The organism is Cellulomonas sp. Leaf334, assembly GCF_001424195.1.
In the GTDB taxonomy this organism is placed as follows: Bacteria; Actinomycetota; Actinomycetes; order Actinomycetales; family Cellulomonadaceae; genus Cellulomonas.
This window is the reverse complement of record NZ_LMOO01000005.1, coordinates 57270-81367: the sequence shown is the minus strand read 5'-3', so window position 1 is coordinate 81367 and position 24098 is coordinate 57270. Positions and strand designations below refer to the sequence as shown.

18 protein-coding genes and 1 riboswitch are annotated in these 24098 nt (G+C 73.1%); of the genes, 12 read left to right on the top strand and 6 right to left on the bottom strand.

Annotated features, from left to right (window positions below):
• Positions 1 to 12 precede the first annotated feature (12 nt).
• The 3 genes from ASF78_RS10815 to ASF78_RS10805 are packed head-to-tail and all read right to left on the bottom strand — an operon-like array spanning position 13 to position 4614.
• Positions 13 to 3066 carry an AAA family ATPase gene (locus tag ASF78_RS10815; protein ID WP_056588821.1) on the bottom strand — a complete coding sequence of 1018 codons (3054 nt, stop codon included), beginning with the start codon at positions 3064 to 3066 and terminating at the stop codon, positions 13 to 15.
• Positions 3066 to 4229 carry an exonuclease SbcCD subunit D gene (locus ASF78_RS10810; RefSeq protein ID WP_056588819.1) on the bottom strand — a complete coding sequence of 388 codons (1164 nt, stop codon included), beginning with the start codon at positions 4227 to 4229 and terminating at the stop codon, positions 3066 to 3068. The genes ASF78_RS10815 and ASF78_RS10810 overlap by 1 nt, the downstream gene beginning before the upstream one ends.
• 55 nt (positions 4230 to 4284) lie before the next feature.
• Positions 4285 to 4614 carry an STAS domain-containing protein gene (locus tag ASF78_RS10805; protein ID WP_235518531.1) on the bottom strand — a complete coding sequence of 110 codons (330 nt, stop codon included), beginning with the start codon at positions 4612 to 4614 and terminating at the stop codon, positions 4285 to 4287.
• A gap of 149 nt (positions 4615 to 4763) precedes the next feature.
• Here ASF78_RS10805 and ASF78_RS10800 point away from each other — a divergent pair, with 149 nt between their 5' ends.
• Entirely contained in the window at positions 4764 to 5156 is a 393-nt protein-coding gene (locus tag ASF78_RS10800) for a PPOX class F420-dependent oxidoreductase (protein ID WP_056588812.1), read from the top strand.
• A gap of 28 nt (positions 5157 to 5184) precedes the next feature.
• Here ASF78_RS10800 and ASF78_RS10795 read toward each other — a convergent pair whose 3' ends face one another.
• Positions 5185 to 5691: an aminoacyl-tRNA deacylase gene (locus tag ASF78_RS10795; protein ID WP_056588809.1), complete on the bottom strand. Its 507-nt coding sequence runs from the start codon at positions 5689 to 5691 to the stop codon at positions 5185 to 5187.
• A gap of 130 nt (positions 5692 to 5821) precedes the next feature.
• Here ASF78_RS10795 and ASF78_RS10790 point away from each other — a divergent pair, with 130 nt between their 5' ends.
• The 6 genes from ASF78_RS10790 (at position 5822) to ASF78_RS10765 (ending at position 16394) form a co-directional block, all read left to right on the top strand.
• On the top strand, positions 5822 to 6532 hold the full coding sequence (locus tag ASF78_RS10790) for a DUF1361 domain-containing protein (RefSeq protein WP_056588806.1): 711 nt from the start codon (positions 5822 to 5824) through the stop codon (positions 6530 to 6532).
• 40 nt (positions 6533 to 6572) lie between these two features.
• On the top strand, positions 6573 to 7637 hold the full coding sequence (locus tag ASF78_RS10785; protein ID WP_056588803.1) for a phosphotransferase: 1065 nt from the start codon (positions 6573 to 6575) through the stop codon (positions 7635 to 7637).
• A gap of 50 nt (positions 7638 to 7687) precedes the next feature.
• The gene (gene hrpA, locus ASF78_RS10780; protein ID WP_056590710.1) at positions 7688 to 11932 is read left to right on the top strand and encodes an ATP-dependent RNA helicase HrpA; all 4245 of its coding nucleotides are present in this window, start codon (positions 7688 to 7690) and stop codon (positions 11930 to 11932) included.
• 87 nt (positions 11933 to 12019) lie between these two features.
• Positions 12020 to 13954, top strand: a complete 1935-nt coding sequence (locus tag ASF78_RS10775) for an ATP-binding protein (RefSeq protein WP_056588801.1) — start codon at positions 12020 to 12022, stop codon at positions 13952 to 13954.
• Positions 13955 to 13972: 18 nt separating this feature from the next.
• Positions 13973 to 16018: a DUF4157 domain-containing protein gene (locus ASF78_RS10770; RefSeq protein ID WP_082494983.1), complete on the top strand. Its 2046-nt coding sequence runs from the start codon at positions 13973 to 13975 to the stop codon at positions 16016 to 16018.
• 22 nt (positions 16019 to 16040) lie between these two features.
• The gene (locus ASF78_RS10765) at positions 16041 to 16394 is read left to right on the top strand and encodes a hypothetical protein (RefSeq protein ID WP_056588795.1); all 354 of its coding nucleotides are present in this window, start codon (positions 16041 to 16043) and stop codon (positions 16392 to 16394) included.
• A gap of 50 nt (positions 16395 to 16444) precedes the next feature.
• Here the strand turns inward: ASF78_RS10765 and ASF78_RS10760 are convergent, their stop codons facing one another.
• Together ASF78_RS10760 and ASF78_RS10755 are read right to left on the bottom strand one after the other, a co-directional pair.
• A complete protein-coding gene (locus ASF78_RS10760) occupies positions 16445 to 17218 on the bottom strand; it encodes an ABC transporter permease (protein ID WP_056588792.1) in 774 nt (257 codons plus the stop codon).
• The gene (locus tag ASF78_RS10755; RefSeq protein WP_056588789.1) at positions 17218 to 18117 is read right to left on the bottom strand and encodes an ATP-binding cassette domain-containing protein; all 900 of its coding nucleotides are present in this window, start codon (positions 18115 to 18117) and stop codon (positions 17218 to 17220) included. Before ASF78_RS10755 ends, ASF78_RS10760 begins: the two co-directional genes overlap by 1 nt.
• A 79-nt stretch (positions 18118 to 18196) precedes the next feature.
• Here ASF78_RS10755 and ASF78_RS10750 point away from each other — a divergent pair, with 79 nt between their 5' ends.
• The 5 genes from ASF78_RS10750 to metE all read left to right on the top strand — a co-directional run bounded on the left by ASF78_RS10750 (position 18197) and on the right by metE (position 24060).
• A complete protein-coding gene (locus ASF78_RS10750) occupies positions 18197 to 19390 on the top strand; it encodes a TetR/AcrR family transcriptional regulator (protein WP_056588786.1) in 1194 nt (397 codons plus the stop codon).
• A 68-nt stretch (positions 19391 to 19458) separates the two neighbouring features.
• A complete protein-coding gene (locus ASF78_RS10745; RefSeq protein ID WP_056588783.1) occupies positions 19459 to 20070 on the top strand; it encodes a DNA-3-methyladenine glycosylase I in 612 nt (203 codons plus the stop codon).
• A gap of 93 nt (positions 20071 to 20163) precedes the next feature.
• The gene (locus tag ASF78_RS10740; RefSeq protein WP_056588779.1) at positions 20164 to 20379 is read left to right on the top strand and encodes a hypothetical protein; all 216 of its coding nucleotides are present in this window, start codon (positions 20164 to 20166) and stop codon (positions 20377 to 20379) included.
• A gap of 141 nt (positions 20380 to 20520) precedes the next feature.
• A riboswitch (SAM riboswitch) is annotated at positions 20521 to 20616 on the top strand.
• 67 nt (positions 20617 to 20683) lie between these two features.
• Positions 20684 to 21721 carry a methylenetetrahydrofolate reductase gene (locus ASF78_RS10735; RefSeq protein WP_056588776.1) on the top strand — a complete coding sequence of 346 codons (1038 nt, stop codon included), beginning with the start codon at positions 20684 to 20686 and terminating at the stop codon, positions 21719 to 21721.
• A 5-nt stretch (positions 21722 to 21726) separates the two neighbouring features.
• Positions 21727 to 24060: a 5-methyltetrahydropteroyltriglutamate--homocysteine S-methyltransferase gene (gene metE / locus ASF78_RS10730; protein WP_056588773.1), complete on the top strand. Its 2334-nt coding sequence runs from the start codon at positions 21727 to 21729 to the stop codon at positions 24058 to 24060.
• Positions 24061 to 24098 lie beyond the last annotated feature (38 nt).

The window sequence follows — 24098 nt, the reverse complement described above, 5'->3', positions numbered from 1 at the left end:
GCGTGCGGGCGGTCAGCCCGCCCGCACCGTGAGCGTGCTCGGACCCTCGGCCGTCGGGCGGATCTCGATCCGGTCCGCGATCGACTGCTTCAGCGCCTCGACGTGCGACACCACCCCGACGACCCGGCCGCCGGCGCGCAGGCGCCCGAGCTCGGCGAGCACCGCGTCGAGCGTGTGCGGGTCCAGCGACCCGAAACCCTCGTCGACGAACAGGGTGCCGAGGTCGATCCCGCCCGCTTCGGCGGTCACGACGTCGGCCATGCCGAGCGCCAGGCACAGGGACACGTAGAACGTCTCTCCGCCGGACAGGGTCCGGGGGTCGCGCGCATGCTCGGTGCGGTGGTCGATGACGCGCATGGCCAGGCCGGTGTTCCGCGCGCGCACGTCCTCCTTCTCGTCGCTGCGGACCAGCTCGAACCGACCGTCCGACATCACGAGCAGGCGCTCGTTGGCGGCGGCGACCACGTCCTCGAACCGGCGCATCAGCACGAACGTGGCCAGGGACAGGTTCCGTGCGTTGTCGCCCCCGCCCCCGGTCAGGTCCGCGAGCCGGCTGACCGGACCCGCGGTCCCGAGCGCGTCGGCGAGCGCGGTCGCGGACGTGACCACCGCGTCGCCCGCGACGGCGGCTGCGGCGGAACGTTCCTCGGCGACACGCGCCTCGCCGGCCGTCCGCTCGGCCTCCTCGCGCGCGGTGGCCTCCGCGGTCGTCGCCGCGTCGAGGTCGACCACCAGGTCGTCGGCGAGCGCCGCGACGGCCGGCTCGGCCAGCCCCGCGGTCGCCCGGTCGAGCCGGGTGGCGTACGCCGTCACGGTGTGGTCGAGCTCCGCGAGCACCGCCGCGTCGACCGCCGCCGCGCGCGCTTCCGCGGCGGAGGCGAAGCCGTGCTCGTCCAGCCCGGCTGCCAGCTCGGCCTGCCGACGGTCGAGCTCGTCCTGTGCGGCGTCCTGCTCCGCGAGCGCGTCGAGCACCGTCGCCGACGCCGCGACCCGTTCGAGCTGCTCCGAGTGCCGGGCGGCGACCGTCGGGTGGTCACCGCGGCCGGTGACGACCTCGGCCTCGGCGGCGTCGAGGTCCAGCAGCGTGACCTCCAACGTCGCCCGCTCCCCCGCGAGCCGCGCGACGGCGGTCGCGCGCTCGCTCTCCCGGCTGCGGGTCTGCACGTCGAAGGCGTCGAGCGTCGGCACCAGTCGGGCGACGTCAGCCTGCGCGGCCCGCGACTGGGCGAGCGCCGCGCGCGCCTCGTCGCACCGCTCGGACGCGTCCCGCGCGGTCCCGTCGCCGACGCGAGCACGCAGTGCGCCGGCGCGCTCCTCCAGGACGCTGCACCTCTCGGCGGCCGCGTGCAGCGCCCGCTCGGCGGTCACCCGCTCGGCCTCGGCCAGCTCGACCTGCTCGGCGGACACGTGGTCGGCGCCGAGCACAGCCTTGGCGGGGTGCTCCGAGGAGCCGCACACCGGGCACGCGTCGCCGTCGTCGAGCCGGGACGCGAGCTCGCCGGCCAGGTCCGCGACCCGCGCGGCGCGCAGGTCCCGCTCGGTCTCGAGCGCGACCATCGCGGCGGACCCGGCGGCGTTCCGGACGGCGGAGGCCTCCGCGAGGGTCTGCTCCGCCACGGCCAGCGCCGTGTGCGCAGCAACGATCTCCGTCGACGTCGCCAGCGCCGACTCGCGCTCGCCGGTCGCCCCGGCGAGCGTCCGGGCAGCCTCCAGCTCGGTGGTCAGGGCGGCCCGAGCGGTCGGCCGCGTGGCGAGCCACTGGTCGTCCGTCGCGATCGCGGCGATGAGGTCGTCGACCGCGTGGCGCGTCTGGCGCACCGCACGACGACGCGACTCGAGCCCGGCCTCGACATCCACGAGCCGGGCCAGAGCACCCGCGGCCTCCGCGGCGGAGCGCCCGGTGGCCTGCACGTGGGTCCGCAGCTCGGTGCCGTCCGGTGGGGTCGCGATGTCGTCGGGGGCGCCGTCCAGCGCGGCGGTCAACGTCTTGCGGGACGCGTCGAGCATCGTGCCCGCACGATCCGCCCCGAGCAGCAGCGGTCGGACGGACTGCGCCGCGCGCGCCGCCGTGAGCTGGAGCAGCGCCTCGGCGTTCACGTCCGCCGCGGCCTCCAGGGCGGCGCGCTCGGCCCGCAGCCCGTCACGGCGCCGCAGCAGGGCGTGCGTGGCCGTCGCCTCGTCGAGATGCGTGCGCGCAGCCCGGCGCACCGCGTCCGCCGCGACCGCCGCCGCGCGCGCACCGGCCGCCCACCCGTCGAGCGCGTCGGTCCGCTCGCCGACCACCGACCGCACCGCGGCCACGAGCCCGTCGCTGCGCGTCACCGCGGCGTCGACAGCCACCCGGACGTCCTCGGCCTCCTCGTCGGAGAGCCGTGCGGCTCCCACGAGCTGCGACGTGCCGGACGACAGCGCCGTCCGTGCCGCCGCGCTCGCCCGGTCGCTCTCGCGCCGCAGCTCCGCCAGGCGCTGCGCGAGCCGCTCGTACACCTCGGTGCCGAAGATCTTCTGCAGCAGCCTGCCCCGCTCCTCGGGCTTGGCGCGCAGGAAGTGTGCGAACTCGCCCTGCGGCAGCACGATCGTCTGGACGAACTGCGTGCGGCTCAGGCCCACGGCCTTCTCGATCTCGGCACCGACCTCGTCCAGCCGGTTGCCGAGCGGCACGCCGACGGCGTCGAGGGTCGCCGGGTCGAGGTCCGCCCCCGCGGGCAGCCGCCACGCCTTCACCGACGCGTTCGCGGTCGTGGTGCCGCTGCCCCGCCGCTTGGCCCGCTGGTACGCAGGGGTGCGCCGCACGCGGTAGATGCCGGCGGGCACCTCGAAGACCAGGTCGACCATGCTCTCCGTGTCGTCGGCCGCGTACGCCGAGCGCAGCCGGTCCTCCGACGCCTCGCTCGACGCGACCTTCCCGTAGAGGGCGAACACGATCGCGTCGATGAGCGTCGACTTGCCGGAGCCCGTCGGTCCTTCGAGCAGGAACAGCCCGGCCTGGCCGAGCGCGTCGAAGTCGACGGTGTGCCGGCCCGCGAACGGCCCGATGGCCTGGAGCGTGAGGGTGCGCAGGTGCATCAGGCGCTCCGCTCCATCGCGGTGACGTCCTCGTACGCGCGCCGCAGCACGTCCGCCTCGGCGGGCGTCGGGCCGTGCCCGGTGACGTGCGCGAGGAAGTCTGCGGTGACATCCAGGGGGTCGTGCGCGGAGGTGACGGCCGTCGCGCGCGAGGACTGCGCCGACTGGGCCGCGCGGTGGTGCACGACGAGCGCGTGCGGGAACCGCTGCTTGACGCGGCGGTACAGGTCGTCCGGGCGGTGCGTGTCCGTGACGGTGACCCGGGTCCACGCGTCGGTGTGCGGGGCGCCCGCCGCACCGAGCAGGTCGTCCAGCGTGCCCGTCACGTCGGCGAGCCGACGCGGCACGGGCGCGGCGACCAGCGACGTGCGCACCCGACCGCCGGACAGGTCCACCAGGACCGTCGACTTGGCGTGGTGCTGCTCGGAGAACGAGTACGCCAGCGGTGACCCGCTGTAGCGCAGGACCGTGCCGTCGACCCCCGAGACCGTCTGCGGGCCGTGCAGGTGGCCGAGCGCCACGTAGTCCGCCCCTGCGAACACCCCGGCCGGCACCTGGTCGACGCCGCCGACGCGGATGTCCCGCTCGGAGTCCGTCGGGGCGCCACCGATGACGAACGCGTGCGCGGCCACCACCGAACGCGGCCGGGTCGACCCCTGGCGCGCGGCGAGGTCGTCGCGGACCCGTCGCATCGCCGCGGCGGCCACCGCCTGGTGCGACCGGGCCAGCAGCTCCGGACCGTCCGCCAGCTCGACGCGCGCGAAGTCGGGGTCGAGGTACGGGATGCCGTACACCAGCACGTCGCCCTCGTCGTCGGGAAGCACCACCGGCTCCGCGAGGCCCGCGACCCGCGTCCGGAGCCGGACCCGGTCCCGCATCAGCGCCGACCCGAAGCCCAGCCGCGTCGCGGAGTCGTGGTTGCCCGACGTGACCACGACCGTCGTGTGCTCGGCCAGCCGCGCGAGCGTCTCCGACAGCAGCGTCACGGCCTCGACGGGCGGGATCGCGCGGTCGTACACGTCCCCCGCGACGACCACCGCGTCGACCTGCTCGGCGCGCACGACGTCGACCAGGTGATCCAGGTACGCCGCCTGGTGGTCGATCAGGTCGACCCCGTGCAGCGACCGGCCCAGGTGCCAGTCCGACGTGTGCAACAACCGCATGCGGCGAACGTAGACCAGCCCACCGACACACCCGGCGACCTCCCCCGGGGTGGCGTCAGACCGTCGCCGCGGGCACCTCGCCGGACAGGCCGACCATCTCCAGCATGTCCCGGAGCACGCGGTGCGGGTCCAGGAGCGACACAGGGATCTGCTCCGCCGACGCCGCGAGGTGCAGCTGGAGCACGAACGCGATACCTGACGAGTCGATGAACGTCGCCAGCGTCGAGTCGATGACCACCGGGAGCCCGCTGACCAGCGCGACCCCCATGCACGCACCGGCCTCGTCGCGCAGTGCGGCGTCGATCTCCCCGACGAGGCTGATGACCGTCTTCGTGTCCTGGGCGTCGACTCGGATGGTTCCGGCAGCGGGCGCGCGATCGATCACTCGAACTCTCCTCAGCTCTCGCCCCCGTGACCGGATCTGCCTTCCGGCGGGTCGACGCTACCGCTCCTGGCGGTGGGGCACCTACGACATCAGGGAACGGATCTGGACCTCCGGAGGTTCCCGTGGGAGTGCCGGGCTAGCCTCGTCCGATGGCCCACACCGAGCTCCCCGCCAGCCACGCCGACCTGCTGGACCGTCCCCTCTTCGCCCACCTCGCCACGGTCGCGCCGGACGGCTCGCCGCACAGCAGCGTCATGTGGTTCGTGTGGGACGGCGAGGTCCTGCGGTTCACGCACACGTCCACGCGCCAGAAGTTCAAGAACCTCCAGAACGAGCCGCGCGTCGCCATCTCGATCCACGACCCCGAGAACCCGTACCGCTCGCTCGAGGTCCGCGGCGCCGTCGTCGAGACGACCCCCGACGACGAGGTCGCCAGCTTCTACAAGTCGCTCCAGACGCGCTACGGCCAGGACTACGAGATCACCGACGCCCCGAAGCGCGTCATCCTGACGGTCCGCCCGACGACGTTCGTGACGAAGTAGCCCAAGGGCGCGTCGTCCGACCGCACGCTCAGCCGGACGATGTGCCCTCCGGCTCCGTCACGTCCGACACCGTCGCGTCGAGCGCCTTCACCAGCTCGGCACCGTCGACGGTCGCAGCGACCCCGTGCGCGCCGCCGCCGATCGACACCGGTCGCGTCCGGATGCGCGAGTCGGCGACGACGGGCCACGCCACGAGCGAGCCGAACGGCGTGATCGTGCCGCGCTCGTACCCGGTGACGTCCTTCGCGGTGGCCGCGTCGGGCATCGACAGGCGCGACACCCCGAGCAGGGCACGCAGCTTGGGCCACGAGATGGTCCGGTCGCCCGGCACCAGCACGAACAGGAAGTCGTCGTCGCCGCGGCGCACCACGATCGTCTTCACGATGCCGGCGGGGTCGATCCCCCGCGCCTCGGCGGCCTCCGCCAACGACCCGACCCGCCCGTGCCGCGTCACCTGGAACGCAATGCCTGACGTCTCGAGCCCGGAGAGCGCACGACGCTCCCCCTCGGTCGGTGCAGCGGCTGTGTCGCTCATCCGGTCACTGTAGGACGGGGTCGAGGCCTCGCAGGCGGCACCGCTCCACGGCTCGCACGTCTTCACCCGCCGCGCTGCCGCACGGGCGTCCCTGCGACATGCTGGGCGACGACCCGACGAGAGGACGTGCATGCTGGCCAGCCCGATCCTGGGCGTCGCCCTGATGAACGCCCTGGCGCTCTCGCTCGTCGTCGCCCGCAGCCGCGTCTTCCACACGACGCTGTACCGCCCGATGCTGCTGAACCTCGCGCTCTCGGTCGCGCCGCTGGTGGTCCTGGTCGGCGGGCTCGCTGTCGTGGTCCTGTCCCGCTACGTCGTCCCGACGCCGGTCGTCGTGGGCCTGCTCGTCGTCGTCGGGCTCGTGTGGCTGCTGCTGCTGCCGAACGCCGGGTACCTCATTACCGAGCTCAACCTCAGCCACCGGCGCGACGAGGACGGCGTGCCCATGTGGTTCGACGTCGTGCTCGTGATCTCGCTCGCGATGTCGGGGGTGCTGAACACGGTCCTGAACGTCTTCGCGGCACAGCTGGTCTGGGTGGTCCAGGTGCACGGCGACGAGGCGGCACCGCTGCAGAGCCTCGACGCCCGGCTGATCGTCGTCGCCATCCTGGTGCTGGTCTCGTTCGGCATGTACCTCGGTCGGTCGGTCCGCCTGAACAGCTGGGACGTCCGGCACCCCCGGTCGCTCGTCGGCAAGGTGGTGGACCACCTGCGGTCGCCCGGCGCGGTGGGCAACGCGGTGGGCTTCACGTTCCTGCACGCGCTGTTCCTCGGGATCATCTACCTCGTGGTCGTCGGGCCGGTCGTCGCGGGGCTCATCGCCCTGGAGCAGTCGCGATGACCGTGCGCCTCGCGACCGGCACCCTCACGGTGGACCTCCCGTGACGCCCGCCGACGAGATCTGCCTCCTCGCCACCGCCGCGCTCGGCGTGCCGGTGACCGACCCGCGACCGCTCGGCGGCTCGACCCGCTCCCTGGTGCTGCGCTGCACGACGCCGACGGGCTCGGTCGTCGTCAAGAAGTACCCGGACGGGACCGTCGCCGCGTTCGTCCGCGAGGTCGCCGGGCTGGAGGCGCTCGACCACACCCCCGACCTGCTCGCCGCGGACCGCGAGCACGGACTTCTCGTCCTGAGCGACCTGGGCACCGGCCCCACGCTCGCGGACCTGCTGCTCGGTGCCGACCCCGCGGCCGCCTGGGCAGGTGCTGTCGAGTGGGTCGACGCGCTCGCGGACACCCTGGGGCGGTCGCGCGGCAGGGCGTTCGAGGTCGATCTCCCGGCCGACGAGCCCTCCGCCGCGGCGCGGACCGGTGCCCGCATGCTTCTCGACGACGTCCTCGGCCTGCCCGCCGACCCGGTGCTCGACGCGGAGCTCGACCTCCTCTCGACCCTCGACCACCGCGACCCTGCGTCGGACGTCGTGTCCCCCACCGACACCTGCCCCGACAACGCGATCCGCACTCCTGACGGCTGGCGCTTCGTCGACCTCGAGGGTGCGACCGTGCACCATCCCGCCTACGACGCGGCCTATGCGGCGATGCCGTTCTCGACGTGCTGGTGCGTCTTCGACCCGCCGCCGGGCTTCACCGACCAGCTGCTCGACCGCTTCACCACGACGTTGGGCACCCACCTGCCCGACGTCGTCCGCGAGCCGGCCTGGACCCGGTCGGTCGACCTGGCGTCCGCGGCGTGGATCCTCGCGATGACCGGCTGGCTCCTGTTCGGCGCCGACGAGAACCGCCCGCGCGTCGGCCCCGAGGGCGTCCCGTCGCCGAGCTACCGGCAGCTGCTGACCACGCGCTGGCGCTGGGGATCGGTCCGCCTCCGGTCCACGCTGCCCGCCGTCGCGGGGCTCCTCGGCAGCGCCGCGGCCTGGGCCGACGACGAGTGGGGCGCGTCCGCCGCACCGGTCGGGCCGTACCGCGCGTTCGCCGACGACGAATGAAGGAGCGGGCTCCACTAATGACTGGCCCGCACCTGGGAGACTGGGACGTCGTGAGCACGCCGCCCCCCTCCCCCGTCGACCCGCCCGGGTCCGGTGCGGGGCGACCCCCGAGACGCCGGGGGCGAGGTCGTCGCAAGCCGACAGCGGGTGCGGAGCAGCCGACGACCGCGAAGCGACCGGCAACGGATCGGCAGTCGTCCGACACGCGTTCGTCGGGCCGGCGCTCGTCGGGCCGCGACGACCCCGCCCGCGCCGCCGCGCGCCGCGCGCGTGCCGCCGAGCTCCGCCAGGCCGTCGACCTCCCGCCGATCGTCTACCCGGAGCAGCTGCCCGTCAGCGCGCGGCGCTCGGAGATCAGCGACGCGCTGCGCGACCACCAGGTCGTCGTCGTCGCGGGTGAGACCGGCTCCGGCAAGACCACGCAGATCCCGAAGATCGCCCTGGAGCTGGGCCGTGGGCGTGCGGGCCAGATCGGACACACGCAACCCCGTCGGATCGCCGCCCGCAGCGTCGCGGAGCGCATCAACGAGGAGCTCGTCGGCGACGCGCCGCTCGGCGGGATCGTCGGGTACCAGGTCCGGTTCACCGACGAGTCGAGCGAGTCGACGTTGGTCAAGGTCATGACGGACGGCATCCTGCTGGCGCAGATCCAGCGGGACCCGATGCTGCAGGCCTACGACACGCTCATCATCGACGAGGCGCACGAGCGGTCGCTCAACATCGACTTCATCCTCGGGTACCTCACGCGGCTGCTCCCCCAGCGCCCGGACCTCAAGGTCGTCATCACGTCGGCGACCATCGACTCCGACCGGTTCGCCCGGCACTTCGCGTCGGCGGACGGCGAGCCCGCCCCGGTGGTCGAGGTCACCGGGCGCACGTACCCGGTCGAGATCCGCTACCGGCCGCTGTCGCCGGACGTCGAGGAGGGTGCGCCGGTCAGGAAGCGCGGCGCCGAGGACCGTGACCCGATGACGGCGATCTGCGAGGCCGTCGACGAGCTCTGCGCCGAGGGCCCCGGGGACATCCTCGTGTTCCTGTCGGGCGAGCGGGAGATCCGCGACGCCGAGGACGCCTTGCGCGGCTCGCTCGGGCCGCGAGTCTCCGACCCCCGCACGCCGGGCGCGGTCGAGCTGCTCCCCCTGTACAGCCGGCTGTCCGCTGCGGAGCAGCACCGGGTGTTCGAGCGGCACCAGAACCGGCGCGTGGTCCTGTCCACCAACGTCGCGGAGACGTCGCTGACCGTGCCCGGCATCCGGTACGTGATCGACCCGGGCACCGCGCGCATCTCGCGCTACTCGAAGGCGACGAAGGTCCAGCGGCTGCCGATCGAGCCCATCTCGCAGGCGTCCGCGAACCAGCGGTCTGGTCGCTGCGGTCGGGTCGCGGACGGCATCGCGATCCGGCTGTACTCGGAGGACGACTTCGATGCGCGGCCGTTGTACACCGAGCCGGAGATCCTTCGTACATCGCTCGCATCCGTGATCCTGCAGATGATCGCGGTGGGGGTCGCGACGACACCCGAGGACATCGGCGACTTCCCGTTCGTCGACCCGCCGGACACGCGTGCGGTCCGCGACGGCGTCCAGCTCCTCACCGAGCTCGGAGCACTGGGGGACGGCCGGCTGACCGACACGGGACGGGCCCTCGCGCAGCTGCCGATGGACCCGCGGCTGGCGCGGATGATCGTCGAGGGCGGCCGCCGGTCGGTGGCGCGCGAGGTCATGATCATCGCCGCCGCCCTGTCCATCCAGGACCCGCGCGAGCGCCCGGTCGACGAGCGCGAGAAGGCCGACCTCTCCCACTCGCGGTTCGCCGATCCCACGTCTGACCTGCTCGCCTACCTGAACCTCTGGCACTACCTGCGCGACCAGCAGCGCGACCTGTCGGGGTCGGCGTTCCGGCGGATGTGCCGGTCCGAGCACCTCAACTACCTGCGCATCCGCGAGTGGCAGGACGTCGTCACGCAGCTGCGCGAGCTCGCGAAGCCGCTCGGGATCGTGGTCAACGCCCCGCGCAGCACCCCGGAGTCCGACGGCCTCCAGCTCGAGTGGGACGGTGACCGCATCCACGTCGCGATCCTCGCCGGGCTGCTGTCCCAGATCGGGATGCAGGAGGCGACCGAGGTCTCCACGCGGGGGAAGACGCCGGGCCGACCGGATCGGCGGGGCCGCAACGAGTACCTCGGCGCCCGTGGTGCGCGCTTCGCGATCTTCCCGGGCTCGGGGCTGGCCCGGAAGCCGCCCGCCTGGGTCATGGCCGCCGAGCTCGTCGAGACGTCCCGGCTCTGGGGTCGCGACGTGGCACGTATCCAGCCCGAGTGGGCCGAGGAAGTAGGCGCTCACCTGGTGAGACGCACCTACTCCGAACCGGCGTGGTCAACCAAGCAGGGTGCCGCGACGGCCTTCGAGAAGGTCCTGCTGTACGGCGTCCCGATCGTCAACCAGCGCCGCGTCCTGTACGCCAAGGTCGACCCCGAGCACGCACGCGAGCTGTTCGTCCGCCACGCCCTCGTGCAGGGCGAGTGGACCACCCACCACGCGTTCTTCCACGAGAACCGGCGGCTGCTCGCCGAGGCGGAGGGCCTGGAGGCGCGGGCCCGGCGTCGTGACCTGGTCGTCGACGACGACACGCTCTTCGCGTTCTACGACGAACGCGTCCCGGACGACGTCGTCTCCAGCCGGCACTTCGACCAGTGGTGGAAGTCCGCCCGCCGCGAGCACCCCGACCTCCTCACGTTCACGCGCGAGCTGCTCGTGGGCGAGGCAGGCGCGATCGACGAGTCGGCGTTCCCGTCGCGCTGGCCGCAGGGTGACCTGCGCCTGCCGCTCACCTACCAGTTCGAACCTGGTACAGAAGCAGACGGCGTGACTGTACACATCCCGATCTCGACGCTCGCGCGGCTCACGCCCGACGGGTTCGGCTGGATGGTGCCCGGCCTGCGCGAGGAGCTGGTGACCGCCACGATCCGCTCGCTGCCCAAGCCTGTGCGCGTGCAGCTGGTCCCCGCGCCCGACGTCGCCCGCGGTGTCGAGGCCTGGATGACCGAGCACACCGCCGACTGGGAGGACACGGTCCGCGCCGGCGACGCCGCGCCGTCGTTCCGCGAGGTCTTCCGACGGGCCGTCCGCGACCTGCGCGACGTGGACGTGCCCGACGACGCGTTCGACGACGACCGCCTGCCGCCGCACCTGCGGATGACGTTCCGGGTGGTCGGCGACCGCGGGGGAGTGGTGGACGAGGGCAAGGACCTGCTCGTCCTCCAGCGCCGCCTCGCCGCCCAGACCCAGCAGGCCGTCGACGACGCCGTCCGCACCGCGGTGCGCGCGGCGATGGAGGAGGCCCGGAAGACGGCACCGGCCTCGCCGAGCGCGCCGGCGGTCCCCGGACCGAAGACGCCTGCGCTCCCGTCCGGCTCGCCCGCGCCGGCGCGGGCGGTCGACGTCGAACGTGCCGGCCTCACCACCTGGCCCCGTGACCTGCCGGAGCTGCCGGAGGTCGTCGAGGTCGGCAAGGTCCGCGCGTACCCGTCGCTGGTCGAGGAGAAGGACACCGTCGCCGTCCGCGCGCTGGCCGACGAGTCCGCCGTCCCGGGGGCGTCGCGACGCGGGCTGCGTCGGCTGCTGCTGCTCGACGCTGGTCTGGCGACGGGGCGCATCACGACCCGATGGACGGGGACCCAGGCCCTCACGCTCGCCGCCAGCCCGTATCCGAGCACGGACGCGCTGGTCCGCGACGTGCAGCTGGCTGCGATCGACTCCCTCATCACGTCACCGGCGACGAGCATCCGGACGCTCGACGCCTACACGGCGCTGCGGGCGGAGGTCCGGGAGCGCCTCGAGGACACCGTGTTCGCGGTCGTCACGGACCTCGTCGCGGTGCTGACCGCGTGGCGTGAGCTCGACGCGGAGATCCGCGCCCGGTCCAGCCTCGCGCTGCTGGCCACCGCCCAGGACGTCCGCTCCCAGGCCGCCCGACTCGTGCACGACGGTTTCGTCGGCGAGACCGGCGCCGACCGCCTCCCGCACCTGACCCGCTACCTGAAGGCCGCGCGGCACCGACTCGTCAAGGCGGCCGACAACCCGCAGCGCGACGCGGACCTGGCGTGGCAGGTGCAGGACGTCGAGGCGCTCTACGACGAGGCCGTCGCCCAGCGCCCGGCGGACCCCGAGGTCAGGGCCGTGCGCTGGATGCTCGAGGAGCTGCGCGTCAGCCTGTTCGCCCAGCAGCTGGGCACGCCGGTCCCGGTGTCGCCCACCCGCATCAAGAAGGCTCTGACCTCACCCGCTCGGGCCTAGCACAACGGGTGCCCGATATGTGACAGTCGACATGACGACCGCCGACGGGGCACGGCGTCGCGTCGGCGCATCGACAGGGGGCAGGGCATGCGCGAGCGTCTGGCCGCGCTGGTGAAGCAGGTGTGCGTCGCGGGCGATCGCCGGCAGGGTCTCGACGCCGACCTCCGGGCTCGTCTCGACGACGTCCTCGCGGTCCTGCGTGACGAGCACGCCGACCCGGGCTCGTCGCACGACGACCCCCTCACCGGTCTCGCGGACGTGTTCGGCCTCGACGAGCAGGACGCCGAGCTCCTGACGATCGCCGCCGCGCCGGACCTCGACGCCAACCTCGCGCTGGCGTTCGGTCTGCTGCGCGGCGGGCCGTCGCCGGCACGCGCCACCATCGGCCTCGCCCTGGAGCTCGCGTCACTGCCGACGCTGTCCGGCGCCGGGCCCACGTACCTGGGACCCACAGGGACCACGCGTCGCCACGGGCTGCTGGAGGTGGCACCAGCGCCCGCGCTGTGGCTGAGCCGCGAGCTGTGGGTGCCGGACCGCGTCCTGGCCCACCTGCTCGGCGTCGACGAGCCCGACCCGCTCCTGACGCCCGCGCTCGTCCTGCCCGTGCCCGTGGACCGCCTGGACGTGGACGGCCTCCTCGCCGCGGCCGTCACGGCGGGCGAGCCCCTGGTCTGGATCCGCTCGCCCCTCGGGTCCGGAGGGCTGTCGCTCGCCGCAGCCGCCCTGTCCGCAGCCGGTATCGGGTGCCTCGCCCTCGACCTCGCGCGGGTGGCACCCTCCGCCGACCTCCGGCACGTGCTGGCGGTGACGGCACGCGAGGCCGCGCTGCAGGGCGCCGGGCTGGTGCTCGTGCACGCGGAGCGACTCGCGGAGGAGGACCCGGCCACCCTGTTCACGGCCTTGGCCGAGTCCGTCGTGCCGGTGCTCGCCGTCGGCGACCGGCCGTGGCAGCCGCTCTGGCTGGCGTACCACCCCCTCGTGCTCGAGGCCCCCGCGGTGACGACCGAGGACCGGGCGCTGGTCTGGGACCGGGAGCTCGGCGCCGGGATCGCCGACCACCGGCTGGCGACGTTCCGGCTCGCCCCCGAGGTCATCGCCGATGCCGCCCGGTACGCGACGACGCTCGCGGACGTCACCGGGACCGAGATCTCCGCCGACTCCGCCCGTGCGGCCGCCCGGCGCGTCGGCGGCTCGATCACGTCGGGTCCGGCGCTCGTGCCCACCCACCCTCCGACCTTCGCCGACCTGGTGCTGCCCGACCACGTCTCGCGGCCCCTGCACCGGTTCGTGTCCTGGGCGGCGCACCGCGACGAGGTCCTCGCGGACGGTCGCCTCGTCGACGTGGGCGGCAAGGGGACGGGCATCGCGGCGCTGTTCAGCGGCAGTCCGGGCACCGGCAAGACGCTCGCCGCGCACGTCGTCGCCGCCGAGCTCGGGCTCGACCTGTTCCGGGTCGACCTCGCCTCGATCGTCGACAAGTACATCGGCGAGACGGAGAAGAACCTCGAACGGGTCTTCCACGAGGCGGAGAGCCTCAACGTGCTGCTCTTCTTCGACGAGGCGGACGCCCTGTTCGGGAAGCGCTCGGACGTGAAGGACGCGCACGACCGGTACGCCAACCAGGAGGTCGCGTACCTCCTGCAGCGCATGGAGAGCTTCGACGGGGTCACCGTCCTGGCCACGAACCTGCGCGGCAACCTGGACCCGGCGTTCAGCCGGCGGATGAGCTTCATCGTGCACTTCCCCGACCCGGACGTGCCCACCCGGCAGCGCCTCTGGGAGCGGCACCTCGCGCGGGTCACCACGGACCCGGCGGACCCGGTGCAGGTCGCGCACCTGGCGCAGGAGGTCGAGCTCGCCGGCGGGGACATCCGCAACATCGTGCTCGCCGCCGCGTACGACGCCGTGGCCGCCGGAGAGCTGGTCGGGATGCGGCACGTCCTCGCGGCGACCGTCGCGGAGCACCACAAGCTCGGTCGTCGCGTCCCCGAGCACGCGTTCTTGCCTGAAGTCGCACAGTGACACGGAAGGAGGCCAGCCATGCCTGCTGAACATGACCGGACGACGCTCGAGAGGGTACGGGAGCGCGTGGATCCGCAGGTCACGCGCGCAGTGCCCGACGCCGTCACCCCGGTGGCCGTGGAGGGCCTCGCGACGGGCGTCCGGCGCCGGTCCACCGGTGACGACCCGCTCGGCGGCACGACCGTCGCACCCGAGATCGGCACCGCCCTGAAGCGTCGACAGGGTGGGGGCCGCCCGCTGGAGCCGGAGCACGCCGAGCGCATGGGCGCGGCGATGGGGGTCGACTTCGGCGGGGTGCGGATCCACGACGACGGCGAGGCGGACACGATCGCGCGCTCCGTGCAGGCGACCGCGTTCACCGCCGGGTCGGACGTGTACTTCACGCGGGGCACGTACGCGCCGGGGACGTCCGGCGGCGACCACCTGCTCGCTCACGAGCTCGCCCACGTCGCCCAGGGCGGCGGCGGCGGCTCCGCTCAGGGGCCGGTCATCGGCAGCGCGAACGACCCCGCCGAGGCCGCCGCCGACTCGATGGCCGACAGCGCCGTGCGCCGCCTGCAGCGCCAGACCGCACGGGTCGCCGGGGCGACGTCGTCCGTCGAGCAGGCCGAGCCGTCGGGACCGGCCGAGGCGCTGGCCCCGCTGCGCCGGCAGGCCGAGCGCGCCGGGACGGTGCGGCGGTGGAACCCGTTCAAGGCGCTGCTCGGCGGCAAGAAGAAGAAGAAGACCAAGAAGCTCGCGACGAAGACGCCCGTGCCGTCCCCGGTCACGACACCGACGGCCAAGGTGACGACGCCCGTCGAGCCGAAGGTGCCCGTCCCGTCGATCACGAAGATCCCGAAGCCGGTCACGACGGCGGTGACGACGCCGGTCACGACGCCGGTCACGACGCCGGTCACGACGCCGGTCGTCACGGACCCCGTCGTGACGACGGTCGAGGAGCCGACGACGACGCCGGAGGTGACCACCCCGGTCGTCGACACCCCGACGGTCGAGGACACCGCACCCTCGACCGACGTCGTCGCGCCGACGGAGACGACCCCGACGACGGACGTGGTCGCCCCGACGACGACAGCACCCGTGGAAGCCACCCCCGAGGTCGTCACGCCCCCGGTGCAGGCGCCCGCCAAGGAGCGGTTCGTGGCGGCCTGCGACCCGCAGACGGCCCCCCCGAACAAGGGTGAGGCCAAGAAGCGGATGGACGCCCTGCGCGTGATCATCAACGCGTTCAGCGGCGCGGAGAAGCAGGCGATCTCGACCGACCCGGACGCGATGGCGAAGGGCCGGACGCACCTCGGCGACCTGTACTACATGTCGCTGCTGGCCGCAGTCGACACCAACGTCAAGAAGACCGACAAGCTCGACTCGACGAAGAAGACGAAGCACCACCTGACCGGCGCCGAGGCCGACGAGTTCATCAAGACGAACATCGAGGACTACCCGCACCTCAAACCGTTCATCGAGGCAGCGGTGGGCGCGGGCAAGAAGGGCGAGGGCTACATCGCGAGCATCTCGCCGGAGGACTGGGCCATCGTCTACGGCGTCGAGTTCCCGACGGACTCGGAGGCGGAGCAGAAGTCGACGAACGCATACGCGTCGACGAAGAACGAGGACGGGCCCGCGATCCTGCACGCCGACCGTGGCACCCCGAGCACCGCGATCCACGAGAGCATGCACCGGTACGCGCCGGACGACGTCCTGAACACGTTCGGCTTCGACCTCAACGAGGGGATCACCGAGTACTTCACGCGCATCCTGACCAACCAGAAGGCCGAGCCGGCGAAGAACGGCGGACCCGAGCGGACCAACTACCCCAGCCAGGTGGCGTTCGTGCGGGAGATGGTCCGGATCCTCGGCGCGTCGAAGACCGACCAGGAGACCGTGCTCGCGCAGATCTACTTCGAGGGCAAGCTCAACCTGCTGGAGACCAAGTTCAAGGAAGCGCACCTCGCGAAGGCCAGCACCTTGAGCGAGGCGGAGCTGGGGACGGCCTGGACGACGTTCAAGGGCAACGTCAAGAAGGGCGACTGGACCAAGGCCACGGCAGGGCTGCCCGCCAAGTGACCCCGACGACCGAGGAGACCGCATGACCGGCATCGCCGAGGAGCGCGACCGCATCCTGGCGCTCCTGCGCCTGACCGACGACCCGGCCGTCCGGGAGACGGACCCCGTGCCGTCGGCCGAGGACGTCGGCGCCGCGGACGCCCTGGGCCTCGACTGGCCGGACGAGCAGGCGCACGTCTCGGTGTACCTGTTCGCCGACTACGACGACGCCGTCGCGGCCCAGGAGCGGCTCCGCGGCTACGGCGCGCAGACGGACCTGACCACCGAGACGGCGGTCAACGGTGACCTGCTGCTGTGGGCCGTGGCCCCGGGTGACGACGACGACGCCCTGGCGCGGATCGACGGCCTCGCGGGCTCGTTCTCCGGCCGGGAGTGACGCACGACGGGGCTGCGCGGACCTGACCGCACAGCCCCGTCGGACCCCGCTCAGCGACGGCGCCGGAACAGCCGCGCCGCCACCAGCCGCGCCACGACGAAGATCCCGAGGCACCACAGCACCGCCGCGACCCACGAGTCCCCGATCGGGGTGCCGAGCAGCAGCCCGCGGAGCGTGTCGGTGATGGGGGTGATCGGGTTGTACGTCGCCAGGACCTCCAGCACCGCCGGCATCGACTCCGGCGGCACGAACGCGCTGGACACATAGGGCAGGAACAGGATGGCGAACGTGAACCCGCTCGCCGCCTCCGGCCCGGACGCGACGATCCCGATGGCGACGGCCACCCACGTGAGCGCGAGGACGAACAGGGCGATCAGGCCGATCGCCCCGAGCCACTGGGCGGGCGACGCCGCGGCGTCGAACCCGATGAGGATCGCGATGCCGAACACCAGGGCCGTCGACACCGCGTTGCGGGCCATGCTGGCCACGACGTGCCCGGTGAGGACCCCGGTCGGGCGGATCGGCAGGGACCGGAACCGGTCGATGATGCCGCCGGTCATGTCGCTGGCGACGTCGACCGCGGTCGTGGCCGAGCCGTAGCCCGCCGTCAGCAGGACGATCCCGGGAACCACCCAGTTCACGTAGTCCCCGCCGGTCTGGATGGCACCGCCGAACACGTAGACGAACAGCAGGAGGAGCACCACCGGCAGGATCACCGCCATCAGGACGGTGTCGAGCTGCCGCAGCGAACGCCGCAAGCACCGCTCGATGAGGGCTCCCGTGTCGTGGGCGGTCCAGCCGAGGGCAGGGGTGAGCGTGGTCATCAGGACTCCCGGGAGGCGGCGAGGACGGGTTCGGTGGGGCGGCCCGTGAGGGTCAGGAAGACGTCGTCGAGCGTGGGGGAGCGGACCTCCCAGGTGTCGACGTCGACGCCGCGGCGCTCGATGTCGGCGAGGATCCGCCGGACGTCCGGCACCGAGCCGTCCGTGCTGATGCGCTCGTCGGTGCCGTCCTTGAGCCGGAGCTCGACGTGGGCGGACCCGACCGCGCTCTTGAGCTCGCGCGCGGTGCCGTCCGCGATCACCCGCCCGTGGTCGATGACCGCGACGCGGTCGGCCAGCTGGTCGGCCTCCTCGAGGTACTGCGTGGTGAGCAGCACCGTCGTGCCCGCGGCCACGACCGAGCGGATGACGTCCCACAGGTCGTTGCGGCTGCGGGGGTCGAGCCCCGTCGTCGGCTCGTCGAGGAAGACCACCTGCGGCCGGGCCAGCAGCCCCACCGCCAGGTCGAGCCGACGCCGCATGCCGCCGGAGTAGGTCTTCACCACGCGCCGACCGGCGTCGGTGAGGTCGAAGAGCTCCAGCAGCTCGGCGCTGCGGGTGCGGACCTCGGCGCGGCCCAGGTGAGCCAGCCGGGCCATGAGGTGCAGGTTCTCGACGCCCGTGAGCAGGTCGTCGACGGCGGCGAACTGCCCGGTGAGGCTGATGGCCGCGCGGACGTCCGCGGGCTGCCGTACGACGTCCTTGCCGGCGACGTGTGCCGTGCCTCCGTCGGGGAGCAGGAGCGTCGACAGGATGCGCACGGTCGTGGTCTTGCCGGCGCCGTTGGGACCGAGGAGGGCGAGCACCTCGCCCGAGCCGACCTCGAGGTCGACGCCGTCGAGCACGGTCAGGTCGCCGTAGGACTTGCGCAGTCCCCTGGCGACGACGACGGGTGCGGTCATCGCGTTCTCCTTCTGTGTACGTCGTAAACTGTGTGTGTACTTCATACACACTTATAGGATCACGGGTCAAGGAGGTGCCGTGGACGACGACGAGGCACGTGAGGCCGCCCGCGAGGCTGCCGAGGCACGCCGCGAGGCCGAGCTGCTGCGGCGCGACCGCGAGAAGGCGGAACGCGCCGAGGCCAAGGAGGCCGAGCGCCGCCGCCGCGACCTCGAGAAGGCCGACCGCGACGCCCAGAAGGAGATCGAGCGGCGCGAGCGTGACCGGCTCAAGGCCGAGCAGGACGCCGTCAAGCAGGCCGAGCAGCGCGAGCGTGACCGGCTCAAGGCCGAGCAGGACGCCGTCAAGCAGGCCGAGCAGCGGCGCAAGGAGCAGGAGCGCGCGGCGCAGCATGCCGTGCGCGAGGCGGCCCGTCAGCTGCGCGAGGCGGAGAAGGCGCAGCGTGCCGCCGCCCTGGCCCAACAGCAGGCTGCCCGCGAGGCGGAGAAGGCGCGGCGGCACGCGGTGCGTGTGGCCGGCACGGACCCTGTCCCCGTCGACCTCCCGCCCGGCATCGCCGTGCTCTGGCGTACCCCGGCCCCCGGCCGGCCCGGACCCCGGCCCGGCCTCACGCTCGAGCAGATCGCCGACGCGGGCATCGCCCTGGCCGACACGGAGGGCATCGAGACGGTGTCGATGGCCCGGCTGGCCGAGTCGCTCGGGTTCACGACGATGTCCTTGTACCGCTACGTCTCGTCGAAGGACGAGGTGCTCAGCCTCATGTCCGACCGGGCGTCCGGTCGCCCCCCGGTGGTGGGGCCCGAGGTCGGGGGCTGGCGCGAGCGTCTCGAGCTCCTCCTCGCGGTCCAGCAGCCGATCCTCGAGGCGCACCCGTGGCTCGCCCGCGCGTCCGAGGTCCTGCACGCCGTGGGGCCCGGCCGGCTGGCCTGGATGGAGGCGATGCTCTCCGCGCTCGACGGCACGCCCCTGTCCGAGCACGAGAAGGTGGGCGCGATCGGACTGCTCGCCTCGCACACGCTGGACCAGCTGCGGATCGGCGAGGAGCTCAGCGGCGCCGGACGGACCACGGCCGCGGACGGGGTTCCGCCCCCTGACCTGGGCGACCTGATCACGGTGCTGGCCTCACCGGACGAGCACCCGGCCCTGCGTCGGGCAGCCGCCGCCGGAGCGTTCTCGTTCCCGGACGACGCGCCCCCGGACGGCAGCGAGCTGGACTTCGGGACCGTGCTGATCCTCGACGGGATCGAGCGCCTCATCGCGCTCGCCTCCTGAGCCGCCCACAGCCCTCGCGATCCCCAGCCGCGGTCCGGCGTGTCGGTGGCCCGCGGCAGACTCGGTCCATGACCTCGCCCGACGTCCTTCGCACCGGCCGCTGCTTCGGTGACGGCAACCCCGTCTACGAGCAGTACCACGACGAGGAGTGGGGCAGGCCCGTCCACGAGGAGAACGCCCTGTACGAGCGGTTCGCGCTCGAGGCGTTCCAGTCCGGTCTCGCGTGGATCACCATCCTGCGCAAGAGACCCGCGTTCCGGACCGCGTTCGCGGACTTCGACCCGGAGGTCGTCGCCGCGTTCGGCGACGAGGACGTGGCCCGTCTGATGGCCGACGCCGGCATCGTGCGGAACCGCGCCAAGATCGAGGCGACGATCGCCAACGGACGCGCGCTGCGGGCCCTGCACGCGTCGGGTCGCACGCTCGACCAGGTGCTCTGGTCGCACGCCCCCGACCGGTCCGCGCACGTGCGTCCGGCCACCTGGGCGGACGTGCCGGCGCAGACGCCGGAGAGCCGGGCGCTCGCCAGGGAGCTCAAGGTGCTGGGCTTCCGGTTCGTCGGCCCCGTGACGGCGTACGCCGCGATGCAGGCCTGCGGTGTCGTCGACGACCACCTGTCCACGTGCCCTGTGGTCCGCGGGGGAGTGCCGACCGCGGACGCGCACCGAGCGGTCTCGTGACGACCGGGATCACTGGACCGGTATTACTCCCGCCGGGTGATGTCGGCGCCGAGCACTCGGCAGCGTGCGTGGTGCGGGACTACAGTGCCCGGCATGACGGACAAGCCCGACCCCGACGTTCGGCGTGATGCCGCGCGCGCGGCGGCCGAGGCGCTGGCGGACGACGTCGTCCCCGATGCCGAGATCCTCGAGGCGGTGCAGCACGGGCTCCTGTCCGTCCCGGCCGGCTCCCCGAACTCCTGGTTCGACGTCCCGTCACAGCGCAGCCGCATGCACACGAGCACCCTCGCCCCTCGCCGTCCGCACTGACGACGGCACGGACGCGCCCGCCGTTGCGGGCCCCCAGGCTTTGTGCTGCGCGCGGTCGAGTGCCCTGACACTCCACGGACTCTCGCGTCTCATCTGTCGAGCGGCGTTGCCCAGCATGTGATCTGCGGTCTACCATCACGCCTACCATCCAGAGCGGCCGAGAGACCTGGCTCGACGACGCCGCAGCAACCCCCCTCCTCGCGAGGGTGTGGGTGCTTCCGCCAGGGGCGATGGAGTGAGCAATGTCCCGCAGGCCACGTGTCACCGCACCGCACCGGTGCCAGACGACCCGGTCGGTCGCGCCGTGAGCGCCGCCGCCGTGCAGCCCCGCACGCCCGGAACGCACGCCTCGCCCAGCCGTCGCGCGGTGGCGGCCAACGACCGGCCGACCATCTCCTTCGAGCTCTTCCCGCCCCGCAACCCCGACGCGGCACCTCGTCTCTGGGCAACCATCCAGCAGCTCGAGACCGTCAAGCCGGACTTCGTCTCCGTCACCTACGGCGCCTCGGGCAAGACGCGGGTGACGACGCGCGCGCTCGTCCGCCGGCTGCTGCGGGAGACGTCGCTCAACCCGATCGCCCACCTGACCTGCGTCGGGACGTCCCGCGAGGAGATCACCACCATCGTCGGGGAGTTCCTCGACGAAGGTCTGCGGTCGTTCCTCGCCCTGCGCGGCGACCCGCCCACCGACCAGAGCGACTGGGAGGCGCACCCCGACGGTCTCCAGACCGCGGGCGAGCTCGTCGAGCTCCTGCGGGAGATCGAGGCGCAGCGGTGCGCGGACAGCCCCTCGCAGGCGGTCCGGGCGCGGGTGCGTCCGCTGTCGGTCGCGGTGGCGGCGTTCCCGCGCGGCAACCACGCCACCGGCGGCACGCGTGCGCAGGACGTCGCCTCGCTGCTGGCCAAGCAGGAGGCCGGCGCCGACTTCGCCATCACGCAGGTGTTCTACGACGCGGAGGACTACCTCGGTATCGTGGCGGAGGCCCGGGAGGCCGGCGTCACCATCCCGATCATCCCGGGCATCATCCCGACCACCGACCCGGCCCGGCTGCTGCGCATGCAGGAGCTGACCGGTGTCCCGGTGCCGCAGGACCTGCTCGACCTGCTCGGATCCGCCGACGACGAGCTCGACCGTCATCGCCGGGGCATCCGGGCGAGCGTCGACCTGGTCAACGGCGTCCTGGACGGCGGCGCACCCGGCGTCCACCTGTACACGTACAACCAGCACCATGCCGCACTTGACCTGCTCGAGGGTGCACACCTCGACGGCGGAGCTCGGACAGCTCCCGACCTGGCCAGCTGGCCGCAGGACTCGGCTCCCGCACGATCCACGAGGGACTGAACCACATGACCGAGAACAGCCCGAAGTTCCCCGCCAGCTCCGTGCTCGGCTACCCCCGCATCGGCCCGCGCCGCGAGCTGAAGAAGGCCCTCGAGGCGTTCTGGGCCGGTCGCACGTCGGCCGACGAGGTCGAGGCGACCGCCGCCGACCTGCGCAGGCGCACCCGCACGCGTCTGGCCGAGCTCGGCCTGGCCACCGACGTGCCGGCCATCCCGAGTGCGTTCTCCTTCTACGACCACGTGCTCGACGCGACGGCCGTGGTCGGCGCCGTGCCGGCCCGGTTCGCGGACGTCGTCGGCGCCGACGGTGCGCTCGACCTGGCCGGGTACTCCACCGTGGCCCGCGGCCGCGGCGACGACCTGCCGCTCGAGATGACCAAGTGGTTCGACACCAACTACCACTACCTGGTGCCCGAGATCGGCCCCGAGACCACCTTCCGCTACGCCAGCGACCGCCCGGTGCGGGAGTTCACGGAAGCCCTCGCGGACGGCGTCGTGACGCGTCCGGTCATCGTCGGCCCCGTCACGTACCTGGCCCTGGCGAAGGCCACCGAGGACGCCCCGGAGGGCTTCGCGCCCATCGACCGTCTCGCGGACCTGCTGCCCGTGTACGCCGAGCTGCTCACGGACCTCGCCGCCGCGGGAGCCACCTGGGTCCAGCTCGAGGAGCCGGCCCTCGTGTCCGACTCGGTCGCCGTGCCGGCCGAGCAGCTGCTCGCCTCCGTGATCGAGGCGTACCGCGCGCTGGCCACCGAGCTGACCCGCCCCACCCGGCCGGCCATCCTGGTCGCGGCTCCCTACGGCGACCTCGGCGCGGCGTTCCCGGTGCTCGCCGCCACGGACGTCGACGCCATCGCGATCGACCTGGTCCGCGGTCACGCGCCCGCCGAGTCGGTCCCGGGCCTGGACACCAAGACGCTGGTCGCCGGTGTCATCGACGGCCACAACATCTGGCGTGCCGACCTGGACGCCAAGCTGGCGATCCTGGAGCAGCTCGAGGGTCTCGGCGCCGCCGCGGTCACCGTCGGCACCTCGACGTCGCTGTTCCACGTCCCGCACACGACGACCGACGAGCCGAACCTGGACGAGACGCTGAAGTCCTGGCTCGCGTTCGCCGACGAGAAGGTCGTCGAGGTCGTCACGCTGGCCGAGGGTCTGACCGAGGGTCGCGAGGCGATCCACGAGCAGCTGCTCGCCGCCACCGACGCGGTCAACTCCCGCCGGACGGCGCCCGGCGTCGTCAACCCCGAGGTCCGCGACCGTGTGGCCGCGCTCGACGAGGCCGCCTTCAACCGCGGCCCGTTCGACGAGCGCAAGGTCGCCCAGGCGGCCCGGCTCAACCTGCCTCCCCTGCCGACGACCTCCATCGGCTCGTTCCCGCAGACCACCGAGATCCGCACCGCCCGCGCGGCGTTCGGCAAGGGTGAGCTGACGGAGGCGCAGTACGACGAGGAGATGAAGGCGGAGATCCGCCGCGTCGTCGAGCTGCAGGAGTCGATCGGCTTCGACGTGCTGGTGCACGGCGAGCCCGAGCGCAACGACATGGTCCAGTACTTCGCGGAGAACCTCGACGGGTTCGCCGTGACGCAGAACGGCTGGGTCCAGTCCTACGGCTCGCGCTGCACGCGTCCCTCGATCCTGTGGGGCGACGTCTCGCGGCCGAAGCCGATCACGGTCGAGTGGTCCGCGTACACGCAGTCGCTCACCGAGAAGCCCGTCAAGGGCATGCTCACCGGCCCGGTGACGATCCTCGCGTGGTCGTTCGTCCGCGACGACCAGCCGCTCGGCGACACCGCCAACCAGGTCGGCCTCGCCCTGCGCGACGAGATCGCCGACCTCGAGGCCGCCGGCATCGCCGTGATCCAGGTGGACGAGCCCGCCCTGCGCGAGCTCCTCCCGCTGCGGGTCGAGGACCACGCTGCCTACCTCGACTGGTCGGTCCGCTCGTTCCGCCTGTCGACCGCCGGGGTCCGCCCCGACACGCAGATCCACACGCACCTGTGCTACTCGGAGTTCGGCGAGATCATCGGCGCGATCGACGGTCTCGACGCCGACGTGACGTCGATCGAGGCTGCTCGCTCGAAGATGGAGATCCTCGGCGACATCTCGGCGGCCGGCTACCCGCGCGGAATCGGCCCGGGCGTCTACGACATCCACTCGCCGCGCGTCCCCAGCGAGGCCGAGGTCGAGGAGCTGCTCACCGAGGCCGTCAAGGCCATCGCGGTCGACCAGCTCTGGGTCAACCCGGACTGCGGCCTGAAGACCCGTCGCTACGAGGAGGTCGCCCCGTCGCTGGAGCACATCCTCGCCGCGACCCGGACGGTCCGCGCCACCCTCTGATCCACCCCGACAGCCCCGGACGCCTCAGGCGCCCGGGG